Source organism: Actinoplanes sp. NPDC019969 (assembly GCF_055562375.1).
In genome coordinates this window covers 65424-90351 of the sequence record NZ_JBVHFK010000020.1, presented here as the reverse complement: position 1 = coordinate 90351, position 24928 = coordinate 65424, and the positions used below count along the sequence as shown (strand labels likewise).

The following is a 24928-nucleotide window of genomic DNA, read 5'->3' as shown; positions in this document are numbered from 1 at the left end:
TTCCGAACCCGGTAGCTAAGCCCTCCAGCGCCGATGGTACTGCACTCGGGAGGGTGTGGGAGAGTAGGACGCCGCCGGACTCAACGTGACAGAAAAGGCCCACCCGGGTATCCGGGTGGGCCTTTTCTGCGTTTGGTGTCTGGTTTACCTGTGGGGTCGGTTTTGCCGGCGGTGGTGCTCACTCAGGGCGGTCAGGCTTGATCCCTTCGTGGGCACCACCGCCGGCAAAACCTATGCACCATCGACTGCGCTTATCCCCACTCACGGCATTCCCTCGCCTCCAGCTGCCCTCAGCCCCGGGCCGGCCCATCCATCACCAGCCACCAGCTACGAGCCGGGCTACTAGCAGCGCGGCTACCCGCCAGACCGGATGAAAAATGGCTGGCCCTCCTGTGGAGGGCCAGCCTTTGCTGTTGGGGTTAGGAGGGTAGGTGGAGGGAGCGCCAGTCGACGAACTTGAAGTTGGTGCTGGTGCGGTCGTTGTTGGGGGTGTTCTCGCCGTCGTGGAGGACGAGGAGGCCCTTGGGGTAGCCGGGCAGCGGGGTCGATGTGACGGCGGCACCGTCGGAGTGCTGGTCGCCGTCGATCTTCTTGCCGTCATTGACCTGGAAGATGGTCACGGGCTTGTTGGTACGGCGGTCGTAGACGAAGAAGCGGCTGTCGCCCTGGCTGGAGACGATCAGGTAGCCGTCACGCTTGCCGGTCTTGTAGATGGTGGCGCCCTCCACGTCGGCGGTGATGCGGCCGCCGAAAGCGTTCGTGTAGGCGACGGTGCACTCCTCCGTCTCCGGGTCGTAGGTGGCGGGCTGACCGAACTCGCGGACGTGCTCGACGACGCGGGGAATGCTGCTGAACGTGCCGCCCTTCAGGCTGATGCGCCAGAGGGCCACGTCCTCCTGGGCGGCGTAGAGGATGCCGGCCTCGGCGTCGACGACCATTCCCTCAACCTGTGGGTCCTCGCCCGGCTCGCCGCAGGGGGTCCAGCCGGCACCGTTGGGGAGACGGAACTGCTTCGGCAGGTCCAGGGTGTCGGTGGTGCGGTAGGTGACCTTCCCGTTCCTCTCCTCGAGGCGGAAGATGCCGAGACGGGTGCTGTGGCGGCGGCTGACCACGGCGTACCGGTCATAGACGGCGACGCCGTAGGCGGTGGCCTGCTCCTCGACCTCCGCCTGGTTCTTGGAGAAGAGCAGCGGGGCGTCAGCCGACGTGATGTCGGTGAGGCCGCTCGCCTCGATCCGGTAGATCCGCAGCTTGTCGAGGCCGCGGTCGGTGACCACGGCGACGTCGACCTTCTTCTTGCCGAACGTGAAGCCGGTCATGATGTCGACGTTGTTGAAACGGCCACCCTCGGGCGTGGCGATCGACTGGATCTCGCGGCCCTTGAGGTCGTAGACGCGCAGGCCGCCGTTCTTGGCGGTGCCGATGACCAGGCTGCGGGCCTTGTCGGCCGCGTTGATCCAGATCGCGGGGTCGTCGGCGTCCGCGTCGCCGCCGGCCTCGTCGTCGAAGAGGGCGGAGGTCTCCACGGTCGCCGTGATCTCGCGGGGCGGGCGCTGCGCGGCGAAAGCCGGCGCGCCGGCGGCGAGCGTGGTCAGGGCGACGAGCGCGGCGATACCGGTAGTCCGTTGCATGGAAGACGACGATCCATGATCGACCTGACCGTTGGATGGATGGTTGCTGAACACCGCTGTGGCCGTTATCGATCCGTTACCGGTGCTCACGAACCAGGTCGCCGAGAGCCGCATCGCAGCATGTAATCGATCGAGGTACAGAAAGTTGAAGCACATGCGACGTACGATCCTGGTCCTGGCCGCGCTGTCCGGGGTGGCACTGACCGCTGCCTGCGGGGGCAACCCTCAGCATGTCGCCGGCGAGGCCAGGCCGGCCGGCGGCGTCACCGCGGCCCCCGCCACCGCTGCCGCCTCCACCCCCGCAGCGTCTCCGTCGGCGAGTTCCCGCCCGTCGGTGAGCTCATCGCCCACGCCGTCGCAGACCTCGGCCACACCGAAGACCGAGAAGCTCGTCTTCGGCCCCACCGGGGTCGGCAAGCTGCGGATCGGAATGAGCGTGCAGAGCGCGGCGGAGACCGGGGAACTCGTCTCGCCGGAGGTGGGCGACGGCTGCGGCGGCGCGGCGATCAGAGCCGCGAAGCCGGATGACGTTCAGGTCGTCTACTCCTCCGACCGGGGCCTCGTCTTCATCCCCGCATGGGGACGGGTCGCGACCCCGGAGGGCATTCGGATCGGTAGCACGTACGAGGAGGTGAAGAAGGCGTACCCCGGCCTGGTTTTTCGCGTCGTCACGGAGAACTTCGAGTTCAAGGGTGACGCGGAAGCCTACTCCGGGCGGAATGCCGGTGGCGACAAAGCCCACTACCGGTTCGGGTTCCGGGACTACAAGCTGGAGGACATGGCTCTCGAGCACGACGACCAGAACTGTTACGAGTGATCGATCCGCAGTGTGCGGAGCACCTCGTCGGTGAGGTCGTTGGCGCCGCTGTCCTGGCGGATCTGCAGGTACACCCCTTCGACGCCGCCGGTTCGGGTGAGCAGCACCTCGCTGTACGAGACCGTGCCACCGGAGCAGGCGATCCAGCGTTGCACCCGGCCGCTGCGATCCGCCGCGGTCACCGGGCGATCCGGCTGCCGTACGCACTCCGGGTGGGACGGGAGCCTGGCCGCCGAACCCGGAGCCAGCCAGCGACTGATCCCCGCGAACACCCCCGGCGAATTCGTGTCGCTCAGATCGGCGCCGATCTGCAAGCCCGCCTCGGTGCCGGACGGCATGCCCACCGACGCGGGATTCCAGCCCGAGTTCCGCAGCTGGCCGGCCCACGCGCCGGGCACCGCGAGCGACATCTTCGGCTCGGTGTCGGCGACCCGGACCCAGCCGTGCGGGATGGCGCCCGGCACTGTCGCGCCGGCGGTGAGAGCGAGCAGGGCCAGTGCCGCCAGGAAACCCATGCTGCGGCGCAGGAACCGCAGCACCCGGTTCGGGCCGGTGGTGGAGGCCCTCAGCGCCTCCGCGAAGGCGGCAGTCGACGGCCAGCGGCGGTCCCGGTCGGCGTCGAGGGCGCGCATCACCACCCGGTCCACCTGGCGGGGAACCCCGGGGCGGACCTTCGACGGCGCGGCCCGCCCCGGCTGTGGGGGCTGGCCGGTCAGCATCTGGTACGTCATCGCGCCGATGGCGTGCACGTCGGCGCGGACGTCCAGGCCGCCGCCGGGAAGGTGCTGTTCCGGGGCCATGTAGCCGGGGGTGCCGGCGACCACCGTGAAACCCGAGGCGTGCGCGATCTCCTTGGCCAGGCCGAGATCGGCGACGAGCACCCGTTCCGCGCCGCGGACCGTGTCGAAGAGGACGTTCGACGGCTTCAGGTCGCGGTGCAGGACCCCGGAGGCGTGCAGGACGCTCACGGCCTGGGCGATGTCCCCGGCGGTGCGCAGCGCGGTGCGGACCGGCATCGGGCCGAGTTCCAGACGGTCGGCGAGGGTGCCGCCGGCCGCGTACGTCATCACCTGGTACGGGCGCCCGTCCGGCAGCTCGCCGAAATCGTGCACCCGGACCAGTCGCTCCGAATCGGCCCGGCGCAGCACCTGGGCCTCCTGCTCGAACCGGGCCCGGACATCCGGGTGGTGCGCCCAGTTCTCGGCCAGGATCTTGATCGCCACCTGCGACTCCAGGACGTCGTCCTCCGCCAGCCAGACCGTGGCGAACGCGCCTGATCCGAGACGCTTGGTGATCCGGTATCGACCGATGATCGTTGGTACACGCACCTTCGTATTATCAGCTCTGTTGAATATTGAACGGGGGCGGCGTGCGGGACGATCAACAGGAAGAATTGGCCAGACTCGCGGCGGCGGGCGACAGGGCGGCGCTGGAGGCGTTGCTGGCCGGGATCCGGCCGCGGGTGCTGCGGCAGTGTTCGCGGTTCCTGCCCTGCTATCAGGACGCCGAGGAGGCCTGCCAGGACGTGCTCATGCAGGTGGCGCGCAACATCGGGAAGTTCGAGGGCCGGTCGAAGTTCACCACCTGGCTGCACGTGATCATCGCCAACGGGTCACGCCAGACGTACCGGACGCTGAAACGCCGTGCCGCCGAGCAGGGCTATGCGGAGATGCCGGTCGACGTGGCGGACGCGCGGACCACCAGCGTGATCGCCGGTTCCCGCCTCGACCTGCTGGACGCGCTGGAGCGGCTGGAGGCCTCCCGGGCCGACCTGGTGGCCCCGATGGTGCTGCGGGACATCTGCCAGCTCGACTACAAGGAGATCGCCACCCACCTGGGCATCCCGGAAGGCACCGTGAAGTCCCGGATCCACCAGGCCCGGGGCCAGGTCCGGGAGTATCTGCTCGCTGGTCTGTGAGGCGGTATCTCGAAGGCGCGACACCTAAGGCGGGTGCAATGATTGCGTGACGGAGCAGGGTGGGTAACCTTGCATCCGCGGGCTGCTAGCTCAATGGCAGAGCTGTGGACTTTTAAGCCCCATGACCGGTGACTTTTTGGCCGTCACGGAGCCGTCTGAGCTGCTTAAACGTGGCTGCTGCTGCGCCATAGTAGACGTATGTCGCTCCCGTGTGGATCGCGTGTCGCGGCGATGCTATGCGGCCGCTTGGAGCGACCGGCAAGGCTTACCTTCCCTGATGACAGCGCCTTTGCCCGGGACGTCTTTCCGATGCGGCGGTGAGGGCACGTGCCTGAGGAGCTGTTGCGGTCGAGTGCGCCGACGTGTGCTTGTCCGTTACTTGCCCAAAAAATCTTGGTCGAGCGTTGCACGATTTGGCCTCTCGCCGTCTCCTACGTACGAGAGCAGCAAATGTCCGTCACCGTGTTGGCGATTTTCGGTCGCTCGGTCATCGTCGACATGCCAGCAGGCCTGCCGTCAGTAGTTGTGACGGTTTGAATGCCCGTGCTAGCGGCGACGAGCCCGCCGGGCTGGGCATCTTGCTGCTCTTGCGAGATGAGTCTTCTGAGCCTGCCGGGCACGGAGTCTTCTCTCGGTCAGCCGGACCCGCCGTTCGCGCACCCGTGGCAAGGAAGCATAGGCGGCGGGCCGGCACACAACTTCACATCAAGACCCAGCCCTCGAAGGGGATGAGGTCGGCAATATTCACCACGGCCAAGCAGGGCGCTGGCCGTGGTCAAGCCTCCACGCCGACTCGTCACCCTCCGGAGTGGAAGCTGGGCCGTACCCCGGAGGATCCGTTGACCTGCCGCGGAGCCCTCCTATAGAGATGTTGGCACTCGCCGTCGTCATGCTTCCTGCCACGGGTGCGCGCGGCGGCGAGTCTCCTTACGCACCGCGTGAGGTGGTTTGCTGACCGAGAGGAGGCAGGCATGCCGAAGAGGCGGCCTGCGGGGAAAGCAGAGTGCGTCAGTACCAGCCGGCCTTTCTACCGGCGGTACAGGCCTACGTCGGTGGTTATCGTGATCACCGTCTTGGGGCAACGTGTTCAGGAGCTGCTGCCGGTACATGACGAGTTGAGCACTGCGTTCGATTTTGCGATCGCTGCTCTCGCCCTGCAGCTGTTGCTGGAGTTGGCCTCCGTTCTGCCCCTGTGGAGCAGGCGCATCGGCGGAAGTGCCCTACGTGTCGGTCGCGCGGTCATGGCCAAGGGGAGGCTTGTGGTCAGCACGACAGCTATGTGGTTCAGGCGTCACGTCAAGATTGGCGGACAAATCAAAGCAGGTCCGTTGCAGATCAAGTTGGGGGCCTCCCGCACGAGGCGGCCCAGGATGAGGACCACCTGAGTTCGACCAACGCCATGCGAGTGGGGAGTGAGCCAGCAGGTGCACCTTCGGGTGCGCCTACTGGCGCTTTCCCGCCCGAAGGTTTCGACTCCTTCTTCAGGAAGAACTTCCCCTTCCTCATCCGCTATCTGATGGCGGCGGGCGTCTCGATGGCCGACGCCGAAGACGCGGCCTCTGAAGCGATGATCGGGGCGCTGCGTCGGTGGGATTCGATCGACAATCCGGTTGCGTACGTCCGTACGGCCGCACTGCGCAGTGTGTTTCGTCGCAGTGATCGCAGTCAACGTGAGCATCTGTTGGCTAGGAAGTTCTGGATGAATCCAGTCGTGTCTGCTGACGATGACAGCATGGCTGGCCTGCAGTGGGTAAACCATATGTTGGCCCAGCTTCCTCCAGCGCAGCGCGCGGTCATCCAGCTAGCTGTGGATGGGTTCAAGACTGCTGAGATCGCGGAGCACCTAGGTGTGGCCGAGGCGACCGTTCGATCCCACCTGCGGTTCGCGCGCAAGCATCTCACTCGCCTCGTCAGCGAGCAACGAGTAGAGCACTTCCCTCAGTGATAGGTGTTGCCTGTGCCGGACCTATTTCTGCCGCCATCGGCACCGTAGTCCTGTGAGCTTCGGGAGGGTCCCTGTTGTGGCCGAGGGCAAGCTCGCCGCCGTGTTCGACGATGCCGCGAAGACTTGGTTGCACGGCCGGGACCGCATCTGCGCAGCACAACGATGATCTCTAGCGTTGCGTTGATAGATTTCACTGTATGGGTGTGAGTAGTGAGGTGAAGGTTGACCCGTCGGTCCTAGAAGCGGCGGCGCGTGCGTGCGCTGATCTGCAGGACCGGTTGCGGCAGGGCAGCCGTAACGTCGAGCCGGAGACCGAGACGGCGATGTCGGGCCTGCCGGGCTGGTCGACGCGGGAAGGGCTGGAGTCGTTGATGTGGGCGTGGAACGACGACGTCACCCGTTTCACCGACTACCTCGGCACCCTGGGCGACGGGCTGAACGGGTGCGCGCGGGACTACCGCACCACCGATCAGGCCAACGCTGATCACCTCTACGCCGCCGGAAACCGGTGAGCCGGGCGTGGTCGCCTACGCCGATCTCAACGAGGCCCGCATCGACCGGCTCGTCGCCGCGGCCGAGGAATGGCAGCGGATCGCCGATCTGTGCGAGGCGCTGGAGAACGATGCGGTCGCTGACCTGACCGGGCCGTTGCGGGCCTCGGGATGGGCCGGTGAGGCCGCTACCGCAGCCTTCATGCGCCTGGACACGCTGGACGACGAGTTCGAGGTCGCCGCGTTGCGCAGCCGTACGGCGGCGATCGTGTTGCGCCGCGCGGTGGAGGACTTCACCGATCTGCAGCAGCGGCTGCGCGGTGTCGCCAGCGGCGCCGCCGCGGCCGGGCTGAGCGTCGACCGTGAGGGGCGGATCTTCCCGCCCGACCTCGGGCCGGCGATGGCGAACGACCCGGACCGTGAGGTGATCCATCAGCGCAACGTGCAGAACGCCGGCATCTACGCCGACCTGATCGCCACGATCCTGGCCGAAGCCACCGACGCCGATCACCGGGTCGTCAACGCCCTGAAGGAGTTGCGGGCGCTGGCCTACGGCCAGTACGAGTGGGAGTACAACCAGGCCAGCGAGGGCGCGCAAAGCGCCGCGGCCGCGCTGGGATTGTCGAAGGACGCCATCCCCGCCGCCGGTACGAGTCCTGTCGACGTCAAACGGTGGTGGGACGGCCTGTCACCCGACGAACGCCAGATCTACCTGACCGCCTGGCCCGACCGGGTCGGTGGCCTCGACGGTCTGCCCGCCGCCGACCGGGACGCCGCCAACCAGCTGGCCCTGCGCACCTATCTCGGCGAGAACATCAACAAGGCCCAGACCGACGACAACCCCCAGCACGACCAGGCCCTGAAGCTGCTCAACCGGCTGGAGGACAACCAGCAGCAGGGCAAGACCCCGATGTACCTGCTCGGCTTCGACCCGCTCGGCGACGGCAAAGCGGTCGTCGCGATCGGCGATCCCGACACCGCTGCGCACACCGCCGTGGTGGTGCCCGGCGTCGGGACGGAACTCGACGAGTATCACAAGGAGATCCGCCGTGCGGAGAACCTTCACAATGAAGCGGAACGGCTGAGACCCGGCACCTCGGTGGCGGTCATCGCCTGGCTCGGCTACGACACTCCCGGTGACGATGCCAGTGGCGCTGACATCGTCACGGCCCCCTTCGGTGGCAAGAGCGAAGCCGGAGCTCAAGCACTGGACGGCTTCGTCAACGGACTGCGTGCCACTCACGACGGATCGCCGACACACATGACCTTGATCGGGCACAGCTACGGGTCCACGGTCGTCGGCGAGGCCGGCAGCAACGGCGACGGTGTCGCCGCCGACGACATCATCGTCGCGGGCAGTCCCGGCATGCGGGTGGACCATGCCAGTGATCTCAACACCGGGGGTAGCCACACCTGGGCGACCGCGGCCGCCGACGACAACTTCGTCGCGCGGCCGGAGAACAATGCCTGGTGGCAGGGCATCGGCGGCACGGAGATCCTCAAGGCGATCCACGGGCCCGCTCCTCACGACGCGGAGTTCGGTGCCAACGTGCTGCACGCTGACACCCGCGGCCACAGCGGTTACTGGGAGGAAGGCAGCAACATCCTCAAAGCGCAGGCATTCGTCATCACCGGTGACTACGACCGCGCGCAGTATCACGGAAGGGCTCCTGGGCAGTGAATCGCCGCAGTAAAGCGTCCCTGCTGCTCGGTGTGGCCAGCATGATCGCTCTGGCAGCCGGCTGTTCGACCGGCGACCCGACAGAAAAGGATGCCCCGTTGCAGACCGCACCCTTCGCGGAAGTCACCCGGAAAGTCGACGCCGACGCGAAGACCATCGCTGACGTCGTCGGCACCGAACTGACCGACTGGACAGCCAATGCCACACCCTGCATGGGCCGCAACGGGGAATTCGCCGACGACGACCGCTGGTACCTCGGCGCCGGCGGCAACCTGAAAGTCGCCGCGACCGATCAGCTCACCACGCTGCAACGCATCAAAACCACCCTGGAGCGGCAAGGCTGGGAGATCACCGACGACGCCACCTTCGCCGAGGGAACCCGCGGCAACCTGGACGCCCGCAATCCCACTACAGGCCACAGCGTCACCATCACCACAACGATTGACCTTCAGCATGTGTCGGTGTCCTTCAGCAGCCCCTGCTACATGCCGGCAGCCGGCGAGAACCCTCTCAAGGACTGAGGCGCCCGCCGTGAACGACCCCGGCCCTCAGGCACCGGCGTCCCTACCGAGTCGCCACCACGGTCGACCGCGGCGATCGATGGGGCGCGCGCATTCGGCAGCGCGCGGTGCACCTGTAGGAGCCGGGTGTCGCTGGGGCCGTCCCGAACGGCGACGAGAAGGCAGGGGGAGTTCTCACGTCACAAGATCCGTGAAGGCCGGCGTTCTGCCTTACTCGGCCACGATCTCCGTGCGCCGTGCCTGGATCCGCGACCCGTCACGCAGCACCACCTCTGCCAGGCCATCCGGCCCAGGCCGCCCGGCGGCGTGCACGAACGCCCCGCCCAACGCCTGAAGATCATCCGGACGTCCGGCCTCGGGACGAAAAACCCAGGCCAGGTCCCGCACCTTGCCACCCGCCATGGCAACACCTCCACCAACGACCGCACGACCACCCGCCAATATTCGTACACTAGTACGACACGACGGCTGGCCGCGATTCCCGTGTGACCACGGCGCGTCGTCGGGTAAGGCGCACGCCCGGCTCATCAGGGTGGCCTGCGCGACGCCCAAGGCGCCTTGGCGGTTCGGTCTCGATGACCCACGCCGGAAGGGCCGGCCCGGAGGCGGTGCCGGCCACCCTGAAGGCGGAGAGTCTCGTCAGGCTTCGTCGCCTTCGGCCTCGCTGCGGCGATGCGCCCGCATCCACACCTCGACGTCGTCGACAAGCCAGATCTTGCCCTGGGCCAGGTCGGCGACCGGCTTCGGGAAGTCCGCCCGGCTGGTGATCTGATAAGCCCGCTGGCGGCTCACCCCGCCGAGGCGGACCCGGATCTCGTGCGCGCCCATCAGGCGAATCTGCTGTACTGGCATACCCGCGACTATAGGGCAGAGACTAGTAGTCGTCGCGGGCTGATCATGCCCACTGCTGTCCAGCCCGTCGAACCTTGCGGTGTCCGGACTTACCTTGCGGGAATTCCTTGCAGCGTCCGGACCTACTTTGCGGAAGCTGCCGGGTGCACCCGATGGTTACGGTCACCGCGTGGAAAACGCCCCGCCGTCGCGGCTGCCCGCCCGGCTCCTCATCTTCGTCATGTGCCTGCTCGGCCTTTGCGCGCTGCCGTCCGCCGTGATGTTCCTGACGATGGGCATCGCCGGCGGCATGGCAGGCCTGTCGAACCTCACGACGGAACAGCTCGGCACCGTTCCGTTGCTGATAGCACCGGTGTTTACGTACCCCGTCGGGGTGTGGCTATGGCTGCGCGCTCGACGGCCCCGCAGCACCGGACGGGCATGGCTGCTCTCCGCACTCGGAGTAGCGCTGATCGCCGGCACCTCATTCGTCCCGGTCGCCATCATCGGCGCCGCGCTTACCGAAGAATGGCAGTAGGTCCAGCCCGGTGGGCGCGGCTACGTACCCCCAGTGTCAGGTGATTCAGGGCGTGGCGGCCGCCGTCACCGCCGATTCCGCGAACAGGGTCGGGACAGCCGAACCCCGAACCGGCCGGACCCCGCCTAACGGCTGCCGGTCAACGCGGTGACCGGCCGCAATCTTGGATCGAACGAGACAACTGCCGGGCAAAGCCGCGGCATCGCGGCAACCACGACGAGACGACATCCCTACAGCCGGGAGCATCTACGCTGTACCGGTGCCGGGTGGCGGCCCAGATTCGTGAGGTTCTCCCCAAGCGATGACGCTGCCCGGCACCCTCGCCGGTTACCTCGTGCCGTTCGGTTCGGCCTGCCGGTGCCCGTACTCGTCGGCCTCATGACCGGCAGGTCAGCGCGCCACCATGGCCGAATGGCGCGCGGTCCTCCGCGCCGATCAGCGGGCGCGGCCTCGCGAGATGGTCATCGAAACTCGACCGGATCCGGCCGGTCGGTCACCCGCCTATTCGAAAGGCGCTGCGGGAGGGTCTTAAGAGATCGTGTTGTGGCCGGCGCCGCCGTATGACGTGTCGCTGCCGTTGCCGCCGATGAGGCGGTCGTTGCCGGCGCCGCCGTACAGGGTGTCGTTGCCGTTGCCGCCGGAAAGGTAGTCGTTGCCGCCGTTGCCGTAGATCCGGTCCGCGCCGTCGTTGCCGTAGAGGACGTCGCCGAAGGAGTTACCGGTGATCGTGTCGTTGCCGATGCCGCCGTGGGCGATCAGCTTCATCCGGGTCCGGTTGAGGATGCTGTCGTTGCGGTCGTAGGTGGCGATCTCGATCCGCTCGGTCAGTTCGCCCACACCGCAGTTCACCTTGGTGCGGTCGCCCTTGATCGCTTTGCATCCGCGGCCCGCCTGGATCGGGGAGCTGTCGTCGATGGTGATGTAGTAGGCCGGGCCATTGGTAACGACGATTCGGTTCGCCTTGCCGGTTCCGGCTTTGAAGTGGACCGTGCTGCCACCGCCGACGTCGTGGGTGATGAAGGCGATTCCGGCGCTGACGGCCTGGGCCGGAGCGGCGAACAGGGTCGCCAGGGTGGTGCCGAGCAGGACAGCGGCGAGGGCACTCTTGCGCATCCGGAAATCCGTTTCTCGATCAGGTCGGTAGACATCACGTGCGATGCGCGGCCGGCGGAACGAGTTCTCGGACTTCGATCACGAAACGATAACGGCGACCGGGATCGCCCGCCTCAACCCCGCCGATCCGTCGCAGCCGACCCCCGCCTGCTCGACCCTGATGAGGCAGTCGCTGCCTGGAGGCCGCTGAGGACGTGATGGCTGGACCGGTGATAGCCAAACCGTCTCCATCCCGGCGGCCATAGGACGTGTTCGGGATGGCCGGCGTCCACCATCACCACGACACACTGACTCCCATCTATGCGGTGTCACTTCAGGGACACCCGCCGCCGATGGGAGCCGACCATGCGCCGTACCCCCTACCTGCTCGCCGCGGTCCTCACCGCCACCGTCGCCATGGGCCTGCCGACCGGTCCGGCCGCCGCCACCCCGCCCGGCATCCCCAGTAAGGCCACCGCCCAGAGCCAGCTCAACGGAATCACCGTCGCCGCCGAAGCCAACGCCGGCAGCTACGACCGGGACCTGTTCCCCCACTGGATCACCATCAGCGGCACCTGCAACACCCGCGAGACCGTCCTCAAGCGCGACGGCTCGAACGTGGTCACCAGCTCCGCCTGCACGGCCACCTCAGGCTCCTGGTACTCCCCGTACGACGGGGTTACCTGGACCGCCGCGGGCGACGTCGACATCGACCACGTGGTGCCGCTGGCCGAAGCCTGGCGCTCCGGCGCCAGCGCCTGGACCACCAGCAAACGACAGAGCTTCGCCAACGACCTCTCCCGCCCTCAGCTGATCGCCGTGACCGACAACGTCAACCAGGCCAAAGGCGACCAGGACCCCTCGACCTGGCAGCCACCGCGCACCGCCTACCGGTGCACCTACGCGAAGATGTGGATCGCGACGAAGTCCTACTGGGCGCTGAAGGCGCAGGCTACGGAGAAGACCGCCCTGCAGACCATGCTCAACACCTGCTCGTCCTGACAGCGGGCCAACGTCGCCGCGGAGCAGCCCGCTACCTCACCAGGATCACTACGACGGGCGGTCCCGGCAGAGGAAAAGGGCCGGCCGCCTCCCGGGCGGATCCGCGTACCTAGCGATGAAGTGGCCGGGTGCCGCGGTCGGCATCTCCTCAGGGCTTGTGTTGTGCCCACTTCATGCACTCTGCGCCGTACTTCGCTTCCCTGTCGCCACCATCGGGGTTGAAGTGCTGGTTGGCGAGCCATCGGCGCTCACCGTCACCGGTCTGCACCCTCTCCATGATGAAAGACTCCAGGTTCGCCCGGTTCTTCCGGGGCTTTGTCGTGTTCCAACTGGCCGGCGCCCACCAACCGATGTCGGTGCAGAACGTCACCCGGGATCTGTTCGGGTCGAGCTTGTCCGCGCCCAGGAACTTCACCCAGAGAGGACCAGTCGAGGGGTCACTGGCCCCCGAGGTCGTCGCGAAACCGCCGACGACCTGCTGATACCACGACTCGGTGTACAGCAGTCGGGCGACGGCCATGATTTGAGTCCAGTCGGTGGCTTGGTGCATCCAGTAGAAGTGGGCGATGTTCCGGCGGGCTGCGGCGACCTCGTCGATGTCTGCCGCCTCCGGTACGTCCCAGGAGATCTTCAGGTCGCCCACTCCGTTGATCGGCACCCGCTGGTACGCCTCCTCGAACGTCATGCCTGAGGCGCTGGAGGCCGAAGGCTTTACGTCCTTTGGTTCGTCTTTGCCGGTACAGCCGACTGCTACCAGGCACATCATCACGGCCACAACCGCCGCAGCGCGCCCTCTCACGCGCCATCACCACCCTTGTGCCGGTCCGGGATGATGGTTTGAGTCCTCGTCAGATATCAGGGTGCCGACGGTTCGTGTTGTGCCCATTTCGTGCACTCTGCGCCGTACTTCGCTTCCCGTTCGTCGTCAGCGGGGCTGAAGTGCTGGTTGACGAGCCAGTGTCGTTCGCCATCGCCCGTCTGCACGTTGTGCATGATCAGTGACTCCAGGTTCGCCCGATTCTTCCGGACCAGCTGGCCGCTCTCGCTGGTCCGGTGCCACCAGCCGATGTCGGTGCAGAACGTCACCCTAGTCTGGTCTGGCCCCAGCTTGTCGGTGCCCATGAACTTGATCCAGAGGGGACCGATGGACGGATTGCTGTTGATCGAGTTCGATTCGTGCTTGGCCAGGACCTGTTGGTACCACCACTCGGTGTGAAGGAATCGCGCGATGGGGACGATCGGATTCCAGTCGGTCGCCTGAGAGAGCCAGTAGTCGTAGGCGAGACTGCGCCTGGCCGCGAGGACGTCGTCGATGTCAGCCGCAGGAGGCACGTCCCAGGAGATCTTCAGGTCGCCCACACCATCGATGGGCACCCGCTGGTACGCCTCTTCGAACGTCATGAACGAGGTGCTGGCGCCCGGTGCGCTGGAGTCCGAGGGGTTCGCGTTCGTGGGCTCGTCATTGTCGGTGCACCCTGTGGCTACGAGGCCCACTACCAAGGCGACAATCGCTGCGGCGCAGCATCTCATTTTTTGTCACCACCTGTGTGCAGGTCCGGGATGATGGTCTTTTGTGCCTCGTCATAGCCGAGGTTGTAGGCGTTCTTCGCATCGTTGGCGGCGGTATTCACCGTGTCCATGCCATACGTGGCCTTGTACCGATCCCACGCTTTGGAGTCGTCTTCGGTCCAGGTCTGCATCGGCCTTAGCTCACCGGTGCTCTTGTCTATGAAGGTCTCCGGCATGTTCTCGAGTTTTCCGCTCTGGTACATGGAGCCTTCGACGATGTCGACGGCTGCGGTTCGGCCGTTGCTGAGGACCTCGCCGACCTGGTACCTGACCGCGCCGGTGCTGTCCTGCTTCTCTAGTTCCTCGAGCTTCTCCATGCCGGTGCCGAGGTATCCGTTGACCACGTCGCTGACGCCGGGGACCTTCCCGGTCAGCGCGCCGACGCCGCCCTCGACCAGGGGACCGATGACCTTGTACCGCGTTTCGATGCCACTGTTGTTTTTCTCGTCCTGGTCCTTGCCGTCCTGGATGGTCGCCTCGTTCGCTCCCATGTCGAGGGCGCCCATCACCGTGCCGTAGTTGCTCGAGATGACTTGCATCGCGTTGATGTTGTTGGGCATGCCGTCGTTCGGGTCCTGCTGGCCGGAGAGGATGTGCTGGTAGGCGGCGGCCCCGTACGCGGCCTCGGCCTTGGTCAGGGTGGCGTGTGCGCCCTCGTCCTTGCCGAGGTCGGCCAGCAGCCGCGTCAGCTGGTCCCGGTCGAAGTGGGCGTTGTGTTCGGTCGCGTAGGGGGTCGCGGCGATGTTGGCGTTCACGTCGACGATGTACGCGGACATGATGTTGGCCACCGAGTCGCGCATGCCCGGCTGGATCACGTTCACGTTCATGAACTCGTCCCTGGTCAACTTCTTCCCATCGGCGCCGATGTTCGACTCGTCGATGGCCGTCTCGTAGACGACCGCTTCGGTCAGGTGCCGGGCTGCCTCGCCGGGATGGTCGATGGTGGCGCGTTCGAGGGCGCTGCCGAGATCACCGAACACAGCGTTCTTGTAGTCGTCGCCGAGCCGGTGCGCCTCGTTCTCCCTGCAGCGTCACCTCGCTCATCGTCGCCCCTCGGTACCGGCCATCCGCAGTTCGTGAGCGCTGTTCTGGTCACTGGCGAGATAGCTCTTGCCCGCCGCGGTGAGATCCGCGGCGAACGTCTCGGTGTCCTGCTGCGCCCGGCGCAGCTCCGCCAGCCAGCCCTGTTCCGCGGCCCGTGCCGCCGCTGCCGCCGCCGAACCGGCCGGCGGCGCCAGCCCGGAACCGGCCGCCGATGCCGCCGTGCCCAGCGTGGCAGCGGCCGTGTCGACGCTCGTGGCAACGACGGCCAACAGCCTCACGTCCACGTCCAGTTCTGGTTGCATGACGTCCCCCTCGTCTGTACCGACACCGCGGCAGAAGACACTATCGGCCGGTGACCACTCCGGCTCTCCTGCTTCGTGGGCGCGACCACCAAGGCTCCACCGTGGACGTGCGTCGATTAGGGGTACACCGGGAAGGCGCCGGCGGTTCAGGCCGACCGGAAGACAGCAGCCACGCTCGGGGCAGTGGCCGATATCCGGGAGCACCCTGCGGCCGCTCCCCCGGGGTGCCCCGGTGCTTCGGTAATCTACCGGCTCCGATGGAGTCGGCTGGATGCCGCGGGGGACGGGGGCTTGATGACCGACGTGAAGGGCGAGGTGCCGGGTACGGGCGGGGGCATTCCCGCGATTCCGCCGCCGACGCCGGGGTACTGGCCGGGTATCGGTGACGAGACCCGGGCGGACCTCACCAGCATGGACGTCGCCGCGGGCCGGTTGAAGGCCGAGGTTCAGGAGCGGCTCGCGCCGGCGGCCGAGCGAGCGGCGGAGGCGATGTACATCCTGCCGCCCGCACCGCACGACGCCTTCGCCGAGCTGCTGGCTTTCCAGGAGTCGCAGTTCGCCGCCCAGGAGGTGGCGCTGCGCAACGTGCAGACCTATGTGCAGGGTGCGTGGGCGTTCGGGGTGGCGGTGGAGGAGATCAGCAAGCAGTACGCCGACGCCGACGCCTTCGCCACGGCCCGGCTGCGTGATGTCGAGTCCGCGTTCAACCGCCTCGGCGTGCAGGTCCAGTCGTACGACCCGAAGGTCCTTCTCTGATGCCGGGGACCGGAGGCGGCGGGACGGCATGGTCGTCGATGGCCGTCGAGCAGATCTGGCAGATGGTGCAGGGGCAGAACCGCGCCGGCTACGAGCAGTTGATCCAGGGCTGGCAGCAGGCCGCCGACGCCACGCAGCGCAACATCGACTATCTGGAGGACTACCGCTCCCGGCTCGCCGCGTCGTGGCCGCCGTCGGCCGGCCCTGCCGCCCGGGCGTGTCACGACCAGCTGGAAGCGATGATCGCGAACATGCGGGTGACCTGGAGCACGGCGCTGAGCAACAGGTCCACGCTGGAGACCGTGGCGGGAGCGCTGGACTCCGCGTACACGTCGATCGCGCGGATCTACGCCGACTACATGCGTAATCAGGCCAACCTCGCCCGGTACGAACAGAGCATCCTGCCGCCGGGCCAGCAACAGGCACTGACGCCGGAGTCGCTGGCCGCCCGGGGGCGGCAGGCCGTGCTGGAGGCCGAGGCGCGGGCGGTGATGTCCGCGCTGAGCACCGACCTGGCCGTCGGTAAATCCATGATCCGAACCCCCGACGAGTACCGCCTGACCTGGCAGAACGACAGTGAGAGCGCCGATGCCGGCGGTGATGGTGCCGCCGCTGGCGCCTTCGCCGGCGGCAGCAGCGCTCTGAGCCTGTTCACGCTCAGAGACCAGCAGGCCGCCACCCGGGTGGCGAGAGACGCGACGCCCCTGGTGCAGGACCGGCCCGTCACCGTCACGCCTGTCACCGTCACGCCCGTGCTCGGCGACACGGGAACCGGACCGACGCTCGTCGGCGCCCATCCGACCACTACCGGACCGGGCACGTCCCCGGCGACCACCCCGGGCCAGACCGGTCTGCCCGCGCACCACACGGTCAACCCGGTCCAGAATCTGCCCGGACCGAATAGGATGCCCACCACCAGCTGGGGCGATCCGGCCGGGCGGCCCTCCACCACCGTTCGCTCACCCGGTGCGATGAAGCCGATGGTCGGTGAAACGCTCGGTGCCCCATCCGGCCGTGGCCAGCAGGCCACCCACCCGAACCTGCTCGGCGGCTCCGGCACCGGCACGGGAAGACCTATGGGCGGACACCCGGGCGGACATGCCGGCGGCATGACGCGAGGGGTGCAGCGGGTCAACCCGGTCGGTGGCGTCATCGGTGAGACGGCCGCGCCCGGCCGGCCCGGCCCCGGGCTCCCCGGTACCCCGGGCGGCCGGGGGCGCCGCGACGGTGAGCCGGCGGACCGGACGGCCGGCCGCTCGTGGGATCCGGACAACCCGTGGGAGACCGACGACGGCGTCACACCGGTCCTGGACAGCGCACCACGAACGACCATCAACCCCGGACCAGCGATCGGCCTGACCTGACCATGATCCCCGCGATAGCGAACGCAGTCGTGGCCGCGCTCCTGACCGCCACCCCCGTGACAGCCCCCCTCCCCGCCCAGGCCGACAAGATCCGGCAACAGCAGTGGATGCTGGACTACCTGCAGATCGCCCGCGCCCACCAGATCAGCACCGGCGCGGGCGTCACCGTCGGGCTACCCGACACCGGCGTCGAAGCACACCCCGACGTGAGCGCGAACCTGCTGCCCGGAATCAACCTCGTCCAGCCCGGCGGCAGCGGGCGCATCGACCTGACCGGCCACGGCACCGGCATGGCCGGCGTCATCGCCGGCCGTGGCCACGGCGGCCAGTCCGGCATCCTGGGCGTCGCGCCCTCGGCGAAGATCCTCCCGATCGTCTCCGCCGGCAAGTACGGCGGCCTGCAGACCATCGCCGACGGCATCGAACTCGCGGTGAAACGCGGCGCCAAGGTCGTCAACGTGTCCAGCGGCGGACCGAAGAGCCTGTCATTGAGACGCGCCGTCCAAGCCGCCGAGCAGGCCGACGCTCTCATCGTCGCCTCGAACGGCAACACCACGAAGACCGTCATGGACGAGTACCCCGCCTCCATGCCCGGTGTCCTGGCCGTCGGCGCCATCGGACCGGACGGACAGTACGCGCCGGTCTCCTATCCCGGCGGCAACATCGGGATCTGCGCACCCGGCGTCAAGGTGATCACGACCGGGCAAGCCGGCAAATACCGCATCGTCACCGGCACCTCCGTCGCCACCGCCATCGTCTCCGGCGCCGCCGCGCTGGTCCGGTCCCGCTACCCGAACCTCTCCGCACCGGAGGTCATGCACCGGCTCACCGCCACCGCCGACGACATCGGCCCACCCGGACGAGACGACCAGTGCGGGTACGGCGTCCTCAACATCGTCAAAGCCCTGACCGCTGACGTACCCCCAATGACCGCCGCTGGCACACCGGCGAGCCCGGCCTCGCCCACACCGGCAGTCAGTAGTCCGGTCACGGCCTCGACATCCGTCTCCGTGCCGTCATCGGCCGCACCCCAGCCCGCCAATTCCCCTCTTCCGCTATATGCCGGCATCGGTGCCGTAGCGGTAGCCACCGCTGGTTCGATCCTGGCCTTGATCGTCATCCGTAGACGGCGCCGGGACGCAACAGATCACCATTCGCCCACTGGCTGACCGGAGCCGAACCGTGACTCCAGCGGGGACGGCAGCCCTCCGCGCGCCGCGTTCGAACAGCTCAGCCATGCGCCATGTCTGCCGGTGAGCCCCTGCGCGAAGACGGAGGAAGGACGTCATCCTCGTCAAAGACTCTGAACCTCGTCGTTGGCCGCCCGTTTGGCGAGCCGGTGCAGCACGGCGCGGCGGCGGCCGGTCACACCGGGCCAGTCCGGGTCGTTGAGCAGTGCCGTGTAGTGGTGTTCGGCTTGCCGGGTGTCGTGGGCGAACAGCATGCAAGCCTCGGCCAGGACAGTGCGTGCCGGCAGCCGCAGCGGCGTGTCGTCGCGGCCGCAGCGGCGCAGGTGCCCGGGCAGCCCGTCGTGGTGCACCGTCACCTGCCACCCCGGCCAGGAGGCCGGTTCCAGGCGGCCGCTGCAGGCCTGCCAGACGGCGATCGTCCGGCCGGCGGCGTCGAGAAGGCCGCCCTCGCCGACGTACAGCTCCCCCGGCACCGGAGCGGTCGGCAGGTCGTCCAGCATCGCCAGCAACCGCGGGCCGGTCGCCAGCATGTCCGTCAGCGACATCCCGCCGACGTAGTCGCGGACGGTCCCGCCGGCGTCGCGCACGCTGAGGACGGTCAGCCCGTACCCGCGCAGGTGCCCCAGGTGTTCGAACGGGTCGGCTGCCGCCACGTACTCGTCGAGGGTCAGCCGCTGGCCCAGGATGCGACTCGGCGCGTTCAGGCCGACCAGCATGCTGGCGGCGGTGACGGGCCGCGGCGGCGGGTCGGCCATCAGCAGGGCAGCTGTGTCGACCGGCAGGCCGTCGACCACGGCCGCGTACCCGCGGTCGGCGTGCTGGACCGTCCAGTCCGGCCAGCACTGCGCAAGCGGCGGCATCAGTGCCCGGCGCAGCCCGAGGCTGTCGTCGGTGACGCTGCGCCGGTTGTACCAGCGCAGCAGACGCCGATCGTAATCCAGCAGCACCCCACCGGAGGCCCACACCTTGTCGTACGGCTCGGCCGTGATCTGGCCGTGCCGGTCGCGCCACGCGTCCGGCCGTCGAAGAGCCTCTCGGGCAGGCTCAGCGCTCCGGACCGGTCGAGACGAAACTCGTGCCGTCCATCCCGGACGATGACGTACAGCGCTGGATCCGGCACGCCGCCTCCCGCCGCAGAGCCCCCGCGAAGTCCTGCCATCCCCGATGATCGCGGTACCGTCGGCCGCCCACAAAGCAATTGCCGGCTGGCCCGGGCGACGCGCGACGGCACTACTTTCGCACCTGCCGCAAAGGCCGGCCTCGAGGCAGCCGAGTCAGCGCTCACCGGTACGACGCCGAAGAATGCGGATGCCTACTGAGCCTGCCATTCGCTAGCCTCGATGCTCGCGAAGGGCTCGGGCATAGCCGCCGGCGCGGTGCTGGAGCGGCCGTTTATGGTCCGTCAGCCCGGAAGGAGCGTGTAGATGGCAAATCTGTTCACCGCGGACGATTCGATCGGGCCGCGCTATCTGGACCTCAGCAACGGCGGCACCGACGTGTTCTATGACGTGCTGACCCTGGCCGGCTGCGTGATGGCGCAGACGCCGTGGCAGCGCAACCTGGTGGTGCGCTTCGCCGACGGGCACCGCTTGGGCCGCGGATGCGACGGCTTCGACCTCGCCGAACTGCCGTGGACCAGCGACTGGCCGGCAGAGAAGGCGTTCCTCGACCAGGTGATCGCGTTGGCGCTGACTCGGCACGGGTGGGACCGGCTGAACTACGACCCGCCGTTCGCGATCCAGTACCTGACCCGGTTCCGCGAGATGCTCGCCGGATACACCCCGGTGCCGGAGCCCACGCCGAAGTGGGGCGACTGGCGGCTACCGCCCGCTGCGGCGCTGACCGCCGAGTGCGACATCCACAGCGTGTTCGTCGGTGAGTACGGCTGCCGCCTCTGCGATGAGTACATTCAGCCGCAGCCCTAACTACGAGCGCCCGCTCAACCGCATGATTATGTCCGCGAGAACGGGAGCCAGATGTTCGCCACTTTCGGCTCCACCCCGCTGCTCGGTCCCGCGCGAATGTTCGTGAGAACGAGCGCCACTTGTTGACCATGGCTGCAGCAGGATCAGTTGCCGTCTGGTCAGTCAGTAACTCTCTGCTGTTGTCCACTGAGGCAGGCGACAGCGGCAGGATGCGCGCTCATGCCGAAGAGCGGACGTCGCCAGCCGTTGGTCAGGTTGGCCATGGGAAGCAGCAGCCTCTGGGGCCCGCTCATGGACCGAATTCCGGAAGACTGGCCGATCACGACCTGGCTCTGTGGCTTACGGTCCCGGCGACCCCTGCTCCTGCTGGCCCTCTGTTCCACTCCCATGGAAGTTAAACACCTCCCAAAGGCGCGTCCTGCAGGATTACCACCCACGCCGCCACCTGCCGCCTCGATCCGCGAACCTGAGCCGGCGGCGCGATGCTGTCGCCGCGGCTGACCTCAACCATTCCGCTGGCGGGTGGCGTCTTATCTGATGAGGAGGTGGGGATGACCGAGACTTTCCACGAGTTCGTGGTGCACCGCTCTCCTGCGCTGTCCCGGACCGCCTACCTGCTCACCGGCGATCACCAGCTCGCCGAGGACCTGCTGCAGTCCGCACTGGCTCGGACATACCGGCACTGGCGGCGCATCCGCGGCGGCGACCCCGAGGCGTACGTGCGGCGGGTGATGTACCACCAGCAGGTCTCCTGGTGGCGGCGTCGCCGGCTCACCGAGCGGCTGGAGTCGCACCCCACCGACCGGCCCGGCGACGACCACTCCGAGTCGACCGCGCTGCGCCTAAGCCTGGCCGCCGTGCTGCGCCAGCTCACCGCCCGCCAGCGCGCCGTGATCGTGCTGCGGTTCTACGAGGATCTGACCGAGGCGCAGGTCGCCGAGGTGCTCGGCTGCTCGCTCGGCACGGTTAAACGGCACGGCCACGACGCCATCCACCGACTGCGCGCCATCGCCCCCGACCTGATCGACCGGGCGACGGAAAGGAGCCCGCTATGACCGCCCGACTCCGCGACGCCCTGCGCACCGCCGCCGCCGACGTGCCCCCCTACCGTGTGTACGAACGAGCCCTCGCCACCGCCCGTCGCTCCCGCCGCCGGGCCGCGATCGCAACCGTCGCGGCGCTGGTACTCGTCGCGCTGCCCGGGGCGATCCTGCCGCTCGCGCGTACCCCCGCCGTCGAGCCGGGGGCCAGCACGGACGCCGCGCTGCCCGATCGGATCGCTCTGCCACCGATCGGCACCCTGCACGCCACCGACCGACCCCACCTCGGCCCGGCATCGGTCATCTTCAGCGGTCAGGCACCACGCCTGCAGGGCTGGGACGAAGATGGCATCGTCGGCGTGGTCAGCGCCAACTCCGACCGTTACCGAATCCTGTCCATGGGCTACGAGGCACCCGTCGGAGAGGACGTGATCCTCTCTCCTGACGGTCGGTACATCGCCCGGCCGGCCGGGACTCCCGACCGCCCACGGATCGACATCATCGACCTGGTCGCCGGCGGCCACACCCGGCAGTTGGACAGCAAGGTTGCCGACAGCGTGGTGACTTCCCCGTTGGCTTGGTCACCCGACGGCAAGCAACTGGTGGTCGAAAACACCGTGCCGACCAGCCCGGAGCGTGCCAGCTACCGGCAGGTGCTGAGCATCGTCACGCTCGACGACGAACGCTGGACCTCGTTGACCGAGCACGCCCAACAGGCGATCTCCGGCTCGCCCGTCGCCTTCGCCCCAGACGGAAGCCGATTCGCCTACCAGGTCGGCCGGACCGTGGCAGTGGCGGACCCGGACGGCAGGAAGGAGTCCTCCTTCCAGCTGTCCCCTGAAAGCTGGCTCGCCGGCAAGGGGGCATGGACGACAGCCGGTGCGTTAACGCTCGTCACCCGGAAAGCCGGAACCAGCGACTGGAGCCTGCGCTCGGTCGACCCCACCACCGGCAGGGACATGGGACCGCTGTCTCTGCCCGGCGTCTCCGACGTGACCGCAATCCGACTGCTCGGCTGGAGCCCGGACGGGTCAGCGCTGGTGGTCGCGTACCAGCCCGAACCGTTCAGCCCTGCTCGGTTCGACCAGCCGCTGGAAATGGACCAGCGCACCGCGTACCCCAGCGTGCGCACCGTACGGGTGCTAGCGCTGACGCCCGACACCACCGCGCCGCGGACCGTGATGACCGCGCCAGAAAATGTTCTCGCCGTCGACGTCGCCGACAACGTGATCCACAGCGGCCGCGCCCGTGACGCAAGCCCGCCCGGCGGAGTGGGCGCCCGGTTCTGGTTCTGGACCATCCTCTTCACTGTCCTGGTAGCCGGTATCGCCGCGTACCGCACACGGGAACAGCTGGCGCTCTGGCTCGACGACCGACGCGTCAAGCGCGCGCGCCGACAGGAGACATGATCGCAAAGACTGGGAAATCCGAGTGGCTACTGGCGGATCTTTGAGGAGGAGTGCGGAGCCATTCCCTGACTGTGGAGCCGCGACCACTCGGGCCGGCTACGGACCACTACTGACCCTCAAGCGCTCGGGGCGGAAGGTATCCGCTTCTGCCGCAGATAACGCGCGTCCACCCCCCTTGGTGCCCGCCACTGTGCGTAAGCGTGGGCCCGGTCGCCCGCTGGCTCAGCTCGCCCACCCGGGGTGGTGCCCAAACTCGCGAACATCGAAAGCAGTGAGATCCTGCTGGTGCCGAGACTCGGCGACATCTGGCGCCGGAACTCGCGAACAAAACCAACCGCAGGAAAGTTCACCGATTTTGGCGACCGCGCCCTTGTCATGACCGGACGGCGCCGTAGGCAAGGTCTTGGCATGGCGCCCCAAGCTCAACCAGCCGATGGGCCGTACGAGAGCCGAGACCTGGAGTTGGCCTGCCATCCGGTGCTGGGCTGATACGCAACAGGCGCTATCGAAGTTGAGCCGGAGGGCCCCGTGGATACGCCATAGCTGGTGCGAACGCTCCGCATCAGTCGACGATGAAGATCCGAGCGCCCGAACTTGTGGACGACCGGTGCGGCTCGGCGCCGTCGGCAACCTGATAGCTGACGCCGGGAGTGAGTCGGAAGTGTCGGCCGTCGGCCAGCTCGGTGTCGAGCTCGCCCTCGAGGCAGAGCAGGATATGGCCCTTCGTGCACCAGTGATCTGCGAGATATCCCGGGCTGTACTTGACCATCCGCACCCGCATGTCGCCGAACCGGCGGGTACGCCACGACGCGGTGCCGGTGACGCCCGCATGCTCGCTCGACTCGACCGTGTTCCAGTCGGTGGTGCCGAACGGAAGGTCGGCGATGTTCATGCGTGACACCCGTCGCTGGCGACCTCGAGGCGGGCCGGCGACGAACGATAAACGGTCTCAAAGCCCATTACGCCATGATCAAATAGTCGGCCGGGCCGACTCAACAGCCACTTCCCCGACCGTGGCTCGCGCACCGGCGGCTGATTACGCTGGCGACAACGAACTCACCTACAGAACCAACGGCCTCCTGCTTGCCCGACTGGCGCCGGCTCGGCGCATCCCTGTCTCTATTCAGGTAGCCGGGCGATGTCGCCGTAAAACCTGCGGATCTTGTCGACGGCGGCTTCGAACGCCTCCAGGTCGATCGGCTTGGTGACATAGGCGTTGGCGTGATGGGTGTAGCTGTGCAGGATGTCCGGGCCGGCGTTGGACGTAGTCAGCACCACCACGGGGATACTTTTCAAGTCGTCGTGCCCCTTCACCTCCGCCAGCACCTCCTGTCCCCCGACCCGCGGCATGTTGAGGTCGAGCAGAATCAGATCGGGACGCGGGGCGTCACCGAACACACCACGACGATGCAGATAGTCCAAGGCCTCGGCCCCATCGGCGACCCGATGCACCGTCGGCGGCACCGGCGCGGCCAACAACGCCTCCTCGATCATCATCGTGTCGGCCTCATCGTCATCGACGATCAGCACATCCAGCGCCCGGGACAACCCCATCGCAGCATTCCCTTCACCGGTTCCCACGTGAGGTCCTCAGCTCACCATATTTGTCCCACAGCAAACATTGAGGCCGGTGATTTCGCCACCCTGGGAGGCGATCGTGCCCCGTACGGCCGACAGAAATGGCTTCGCGCCCGCACCAGCTCATACGCGCCGCCATCGTCGTCCTCCGCACCGTGCCAGTCGGCACCCTGCTGTCGGTGCCGGCCGTGTCTCCCGGGCCGTTCCACAGCCATGGAAGTGGAACGATGCCCGAATCGCTATGACGCCCTCGCTGGCGAGCACACGAGGCCGCACGCGGCGAT

At 67.7% G+C, this 24928-nt stretch carries 26 protein-coding genes and 1 rRNA gene; 15 read left to right on the top strand and 12 right to left on the bottom strand.

Translation table 11 applies throughout. The features are described from left to right. Positions 1 to 80, top strand: a 5S ribosomal RNA gene (gene rrf, locus ACZ3II_RS40370); the annotation flags it as partial. A gap of 339 nt (positions 81 to 419) precedes the next feature. Here the strand turns inward: rrf and ACZ3II_RS40365 are convergent. After that, the gene (locus ACZ3II_RS40365; protein ID WP_465525556.1) at positions 420 to 1631 is read right to left on the bottom strand and encodes a phytase; all 1212 of its coding nucleotides are present in this window, start codon (positions 1629 to 1631) and stop codon (positions 420 to 422) included. A gap of 154 nt (positions 1632 to 1785) precedes the next feature. On the opposite strand from ACZ3II_RS40365, the gene ACZ3II_RS40360 reads away from it, so the two are divergent. Continuing rightward, positions 1786 to 2448: a hypothetical protein gene (locus ACZ3II_RS40360; RefSeq protein ID WP_465525554.1), complete on the top strand. Its 663-nt coding sequence runs from the start codon at positions 1786 to 1788 to the stop codon at positions 2446 to 2448. Here ACZ3II_RS40360 and ACZ3II_RS40355 read toward each other — a convergent pair. Continuing rightward, positions 2439 to 3776: a serine/threonine-protein kinase gene (locus ACZ3II_RS40355; protein ID WP_465525552.1), complete on the bottom strand. Its 1338-nt coding sequence runs from the start codon at positions 3774 to 3776 to the stop codon at positions 2439 to 2441. The genes ACZ3II_RS40360 and ACZ3II_RS40355 overlap by 10 nt on opposite strands. 41 nt (positions 3777 to 3817) lie before the next feature. Here ACZ3II_RS40355 and ACZ3II_RS40350 point away from each other — a divergent pair, with 41 nt between their 5' ends. The 5 genes from ACZ3II_RS40350 to ACZ3II_RS40330 all read left to right on the top strand — a co-directional run bounded on the left by ACZ3II_RS40350 (position 3818) and on the right by ACZ3II_RS40330 (position 9004). Then, positions 3818 to 4366, top strand: coding sequence for an RNA polymerase sigma factor (locus tag ACZ3II_RS40350; protein ID WP_465525550.1), 549 nt, complete (start codon positions 3818 to 3820; stop codon positions 4364 to 4366). Positions 4367 to 5765: 1399 nt separating this feature from the next. Next, positions 5766 to 6311: an RNA polymerase sigma factor gene (locus tag ACZ3II_RS40345; protein ID WP_465525548.1), complete on the top strand. Its 546-nt coding sequence runs from the start codon at positions 5766 to 5768 to the stop codon at positions 6309 to 6311. A gap of 197 nt (positions 6312 to 6508) precedes the next feature. Further along, a complete protein-coding gene (locus tag ACZ3II_RS40340; RefSeq protein WP_465525546.1) occupies positions 6509 to 6823 on the top strand; it encodes a WXG100 family type VII secretion target in 315 nt (104 codons plus the stop codon). A 7-nt stretch (positions 6824 to 6830) separates the two neighbouring features. Next, positions 6831 to 8483 carry an alpha/beta hydrolase gene (locus ACZ3II_RS40335; RefSeq protein WP_465525544.1) on the top strand — a complete coding sequence of 551 codons (1653 nt, stop codon included), beginning with the start codon at positions 6831 to 6833 and terminating at the stop codon, positions 8481 to 8483. 32 nt (positions 8484 to 8515) lie between these two features. After that, positions 8516 to 9004 carry a hypothetical protein gene (locus tag ACZ3II_RS40330; RefSeq protein ID WP_465525542.1) on the top strand — a complete coding sequence of 163 codons (489 nt, stop codon included), beginning with the start codon at positions 8516 to 8518 and terminating at the stop codon, positions 9002 to 9004. Positions 9005 to 9214: 210 nt separating this feature from the next. On the opposite strand, the gene ACZ3II_RS40325 is transcribed toward ACZ3II_RS40330, so the two are convergent. After that, entirely contained in the window at positions 9215 to 9406 is a 192-nt protein-coding gene (locus tag ACZ3II_RS40325) for a hypothetical protein (protein ID WP_465525541.1), read from the bottom strand. A gap of 237 nt (positions 9407 to 9643) precedes the next feature. Next, positions 9644 to 9856 carry a helix-turn-helix transcriptional regulator gene (locus ACZ3II_RS40320; RefSeq protein WP_465525539.1) on the bottom strand — a complete coding sequence of 71 codons (213 nt, stop codon included), beginning with the start codon at positions 9854 to 9856 and terminating at the stop codon, positions 9644 to 9646. 169 nt (positions 9857 to 10025) lie between these two features. Here ACZ3II_RS40320 and ACZ3II_RS40315 point away from each other — a divergent pair, with 169 nt between their 5' ends. After that, positions 10026 to 10373: a hypothetical protein gene (locus ACZ3II_RS40315; protein WP_465525537.1), complete on the top strand. Its 348-nt coding sequence runs from the start codon at positions 10026 to 10028 to the stop codon at positions 10371 to 10373. 528 nt (positions 10374 to 10901) lie between these two features. Here the strand turns inward: ACZ3II_RS40315 and ACZ3II_RS40310 are convergent. After that, on the bottom strand, positions 10902 to 11486 hold the full coding sequence (locus ACZ3II_RS40310) for a calcium-binding protein (RefSeq protein WP_465525535.1): 585 nt from the start codon (positions 11484 to 11486) through the stop codon (positions 10902 to 10904). Between the two features lie 345 nt (positions 11487 to 11831). On the opposite strand from ACZ3II_RS40310, the gene ACZ3II_RS40305 reads away from it, so the two are divergent. Continuing rightward, positions 11832 to 12467: an HNH endonuclease family protein gene (locus ACZ3II_RS40305; RefSeq protein WP_465525533.1), complete on the top strand. Its 636-nt coding sequence runs from the start codon at positions 11832 to 11834 to the stop codon at positions 12465 to 12467. Between the two features lie 148 nt (positions 12468 to 12615). On the opposite strand, the gene ACZ3II_RS40300 is transcribed toward ACZ3II_RS40305, so the two are convergent. The 4 genes from ACZ3II_RS40300 to ACZ3II_RS40285 all read right to left on the bottom strand — a co-directional run bounded on the left by ACZ3II_RS40300 (position 12616) and on the right by ACZ3II_RS40285 (position 15382). Then, the gene (locus ACZ3II_RS40300; protein ID WP_465525531.1) at positions 12616 to 13152 is read right to left on the bottom strand and encodes a hypothetical protein; all 537 of its coding nucleotides are present in this window, start codon (positions 13150 to 13152) and stop codon (positions 12616 to 12618) included. 170 nt (positions 13153 to 13322) lie between these two features. Next, positions 13323 to 13868 carry a hypothetical protein gene (locus tag ACZ3II_RS40295; protein ID WP_465525529.1) on the bottom strand — a complete coding sequence of 182 codons (546 nt, stop codon included), beginning with the start codon at positions 13866 to 13868 and terminating at the stop codon, positions 13323 to 13325. Positions 13869 to 13993: 125 nt separating this feature from the next. Beyond that, positions 13994 to 15016: a hypothetical protein gene (locus tag ACZ3II_RS40290; protein WP_465525527.1), complete on the bottom strand. Its 1023-nt coding sequence runs from the start codon at positions 15014 to 15016 to the stop codon at positions 13994 to 13996. 60 nt (positions 15017 to 15076) lie between these two features. Then, on the bottom strand, positions 15077 to 15382 hold the full coding sequence (locus tag ACZ3II_RS40285; RefSeq protein WP_465525525.1) for a hypothetical protein: 306 nt from the start codon (positions 15380 to 15382) through the stop codon (positions 15077 to 15079). Between the two features lie 294 nt (positions 15383 to 15676). Here ACZ3II_RS40285 and ACZ3II_RS40280 point away from each other — a divergent pair, with 294 nt between their 5' ends. Genes ACZ3II_RS40280 through ACZ3II_RS40270 form a run of 3 tightly spaced genes read left to right on the top strand, consistent with a single transcriptional unit; the run spans position 15677 to position 18671 of the window. Next, positions 15677 to 16138 carry a hypothetical protein gene (locus ACZ3II_RS40280; protein ID WP_465525524.1) on the top strand — a complete coding sequence of 154 codons (462 nt, stop codon included), beginning with the start codon at positions 15677 to 15679 and terminating at the stop codon, positions 16136 to 16138. Further along, the gene (locus ACZ3II_RS40275; protein WP_465525522.1) at positions 16138 to 17502 is read left to right on the top strand and encodes a hypothetical protein; all 1365 of its coding nucleotides are present in this window, start codon (positions 16138 to 16140) and stop codon (positions 17500 to 17502) included. Before ACZ3II_RS40280 ends, ACZ3II_RS40275 begins: the two co-directional genes overlap by 1 nt. 56 nt (positions 17503 to 17558) lie before the next feature. Beyond that, the gene (locus ACZ3II_RS40270; protein ID WP_465525520.1) at positions 17559 to 18671 is read left to right on the top strand and encodes a S8 family serine peptidase; all 1113 of its coding nucleotides are present in this window, start codon (positions 17559 to 17561) and stop codon (positions 18669 to 18671) included. Positions 18672 to 18796: 125 nt separating this feature from the next. Here ACZ3II_RS40270 and ACZ3II_RS40265 read toward each other — a convergent pair whose 3' ends face one another. Further along, entirely contained in the window at positions 18797 to 19639 is an 843-nt protein-coding gene (locus ACZ3II_RS40265; RefSeq protein ID WP_465525518.1) for a hypothetical protein, read from the bottom strand. A gap of 477 nt (positions 19640 to 20116) precedes the next feature. On the opposite strand from ACZ3II_RS40265, the gene ACZ3II_RS40260 reads away from it, so the two are divergent. The 3 genes from ACZ3II_RS40260 (at position 20117) to ACZ3II_RS40250 (ending at position 23066) form a co-directional block, all read left to right on the top strand. Further along, positions 20117 to 20617 carry a hypothetical protein gene (locus tag ACZ3II_RS40260; RefSeq protein ID WP_465525516.1) on the top strand — a complete coding sequence of 167 codons (501 nt, stop codon included), beginning with the start codon at positions 20117 to 20119 and terminating at the stop codon, positions 20615 to 20617. A 551-nt stretch (positions 20618 to 21168) separates the two neighbouring features. After that, entirely contained in the window at positions 21169 to 21672 is a 504-nt protein-coding gene (locus tag ACZ3II_RS40255) for a SigE family RNA polymerase sigma factor (RefSeq protein ID WP_465525514.1), read from the top strand. Then, complete coding sequence (locus ACZ3II_RS40250; protein ID WP_465525512.1) at positions 21669 to 23066, top strand: WD40 repeat domain-containing protein; 1398 nt, start codon at positions 21669 to 21671, stop codon at positions 23064 to 23066. The genes ACZ3II_RS40255 and ACZ3II_RS40250 overlap by 4 nt, the downstream gene beginning before the upstream one ends. Positions 23067 to 23628: 562 nt before the next feature. On the opposite strand, the gene ACZ3II_RS40245 is transcribed toward ACZ3II_RS40250, so the two are convergent. Together ACZ3II_RS40245 and ACZ3II_RS40240 are read right to left on the bottom strand one after the other, a co-directional pair. Beyond that, complete coding sequence (locus ACZ3II_RS40245; protein ID WP_465525510.1) at positions 23629 to 23958, bottom strand: DHCW motif cupin fold protein; 330 nt, start codon at positions 23956 to 23958, stop codon at positions 23629 to 23631. Between the two features lie 227 nt (positions 23959 to 24185). Continuing rightward, entirely contained in the window at positions 24186 to 24620 is a 435-nt protein-coding gene (locus tag ACZ3II_RS40240; RefSeq protein ID WP_465525563.1) for a response regulator, read from the bottom strand. Positions 24621 to 24928 lie beyond the last annotated feature (308 nt).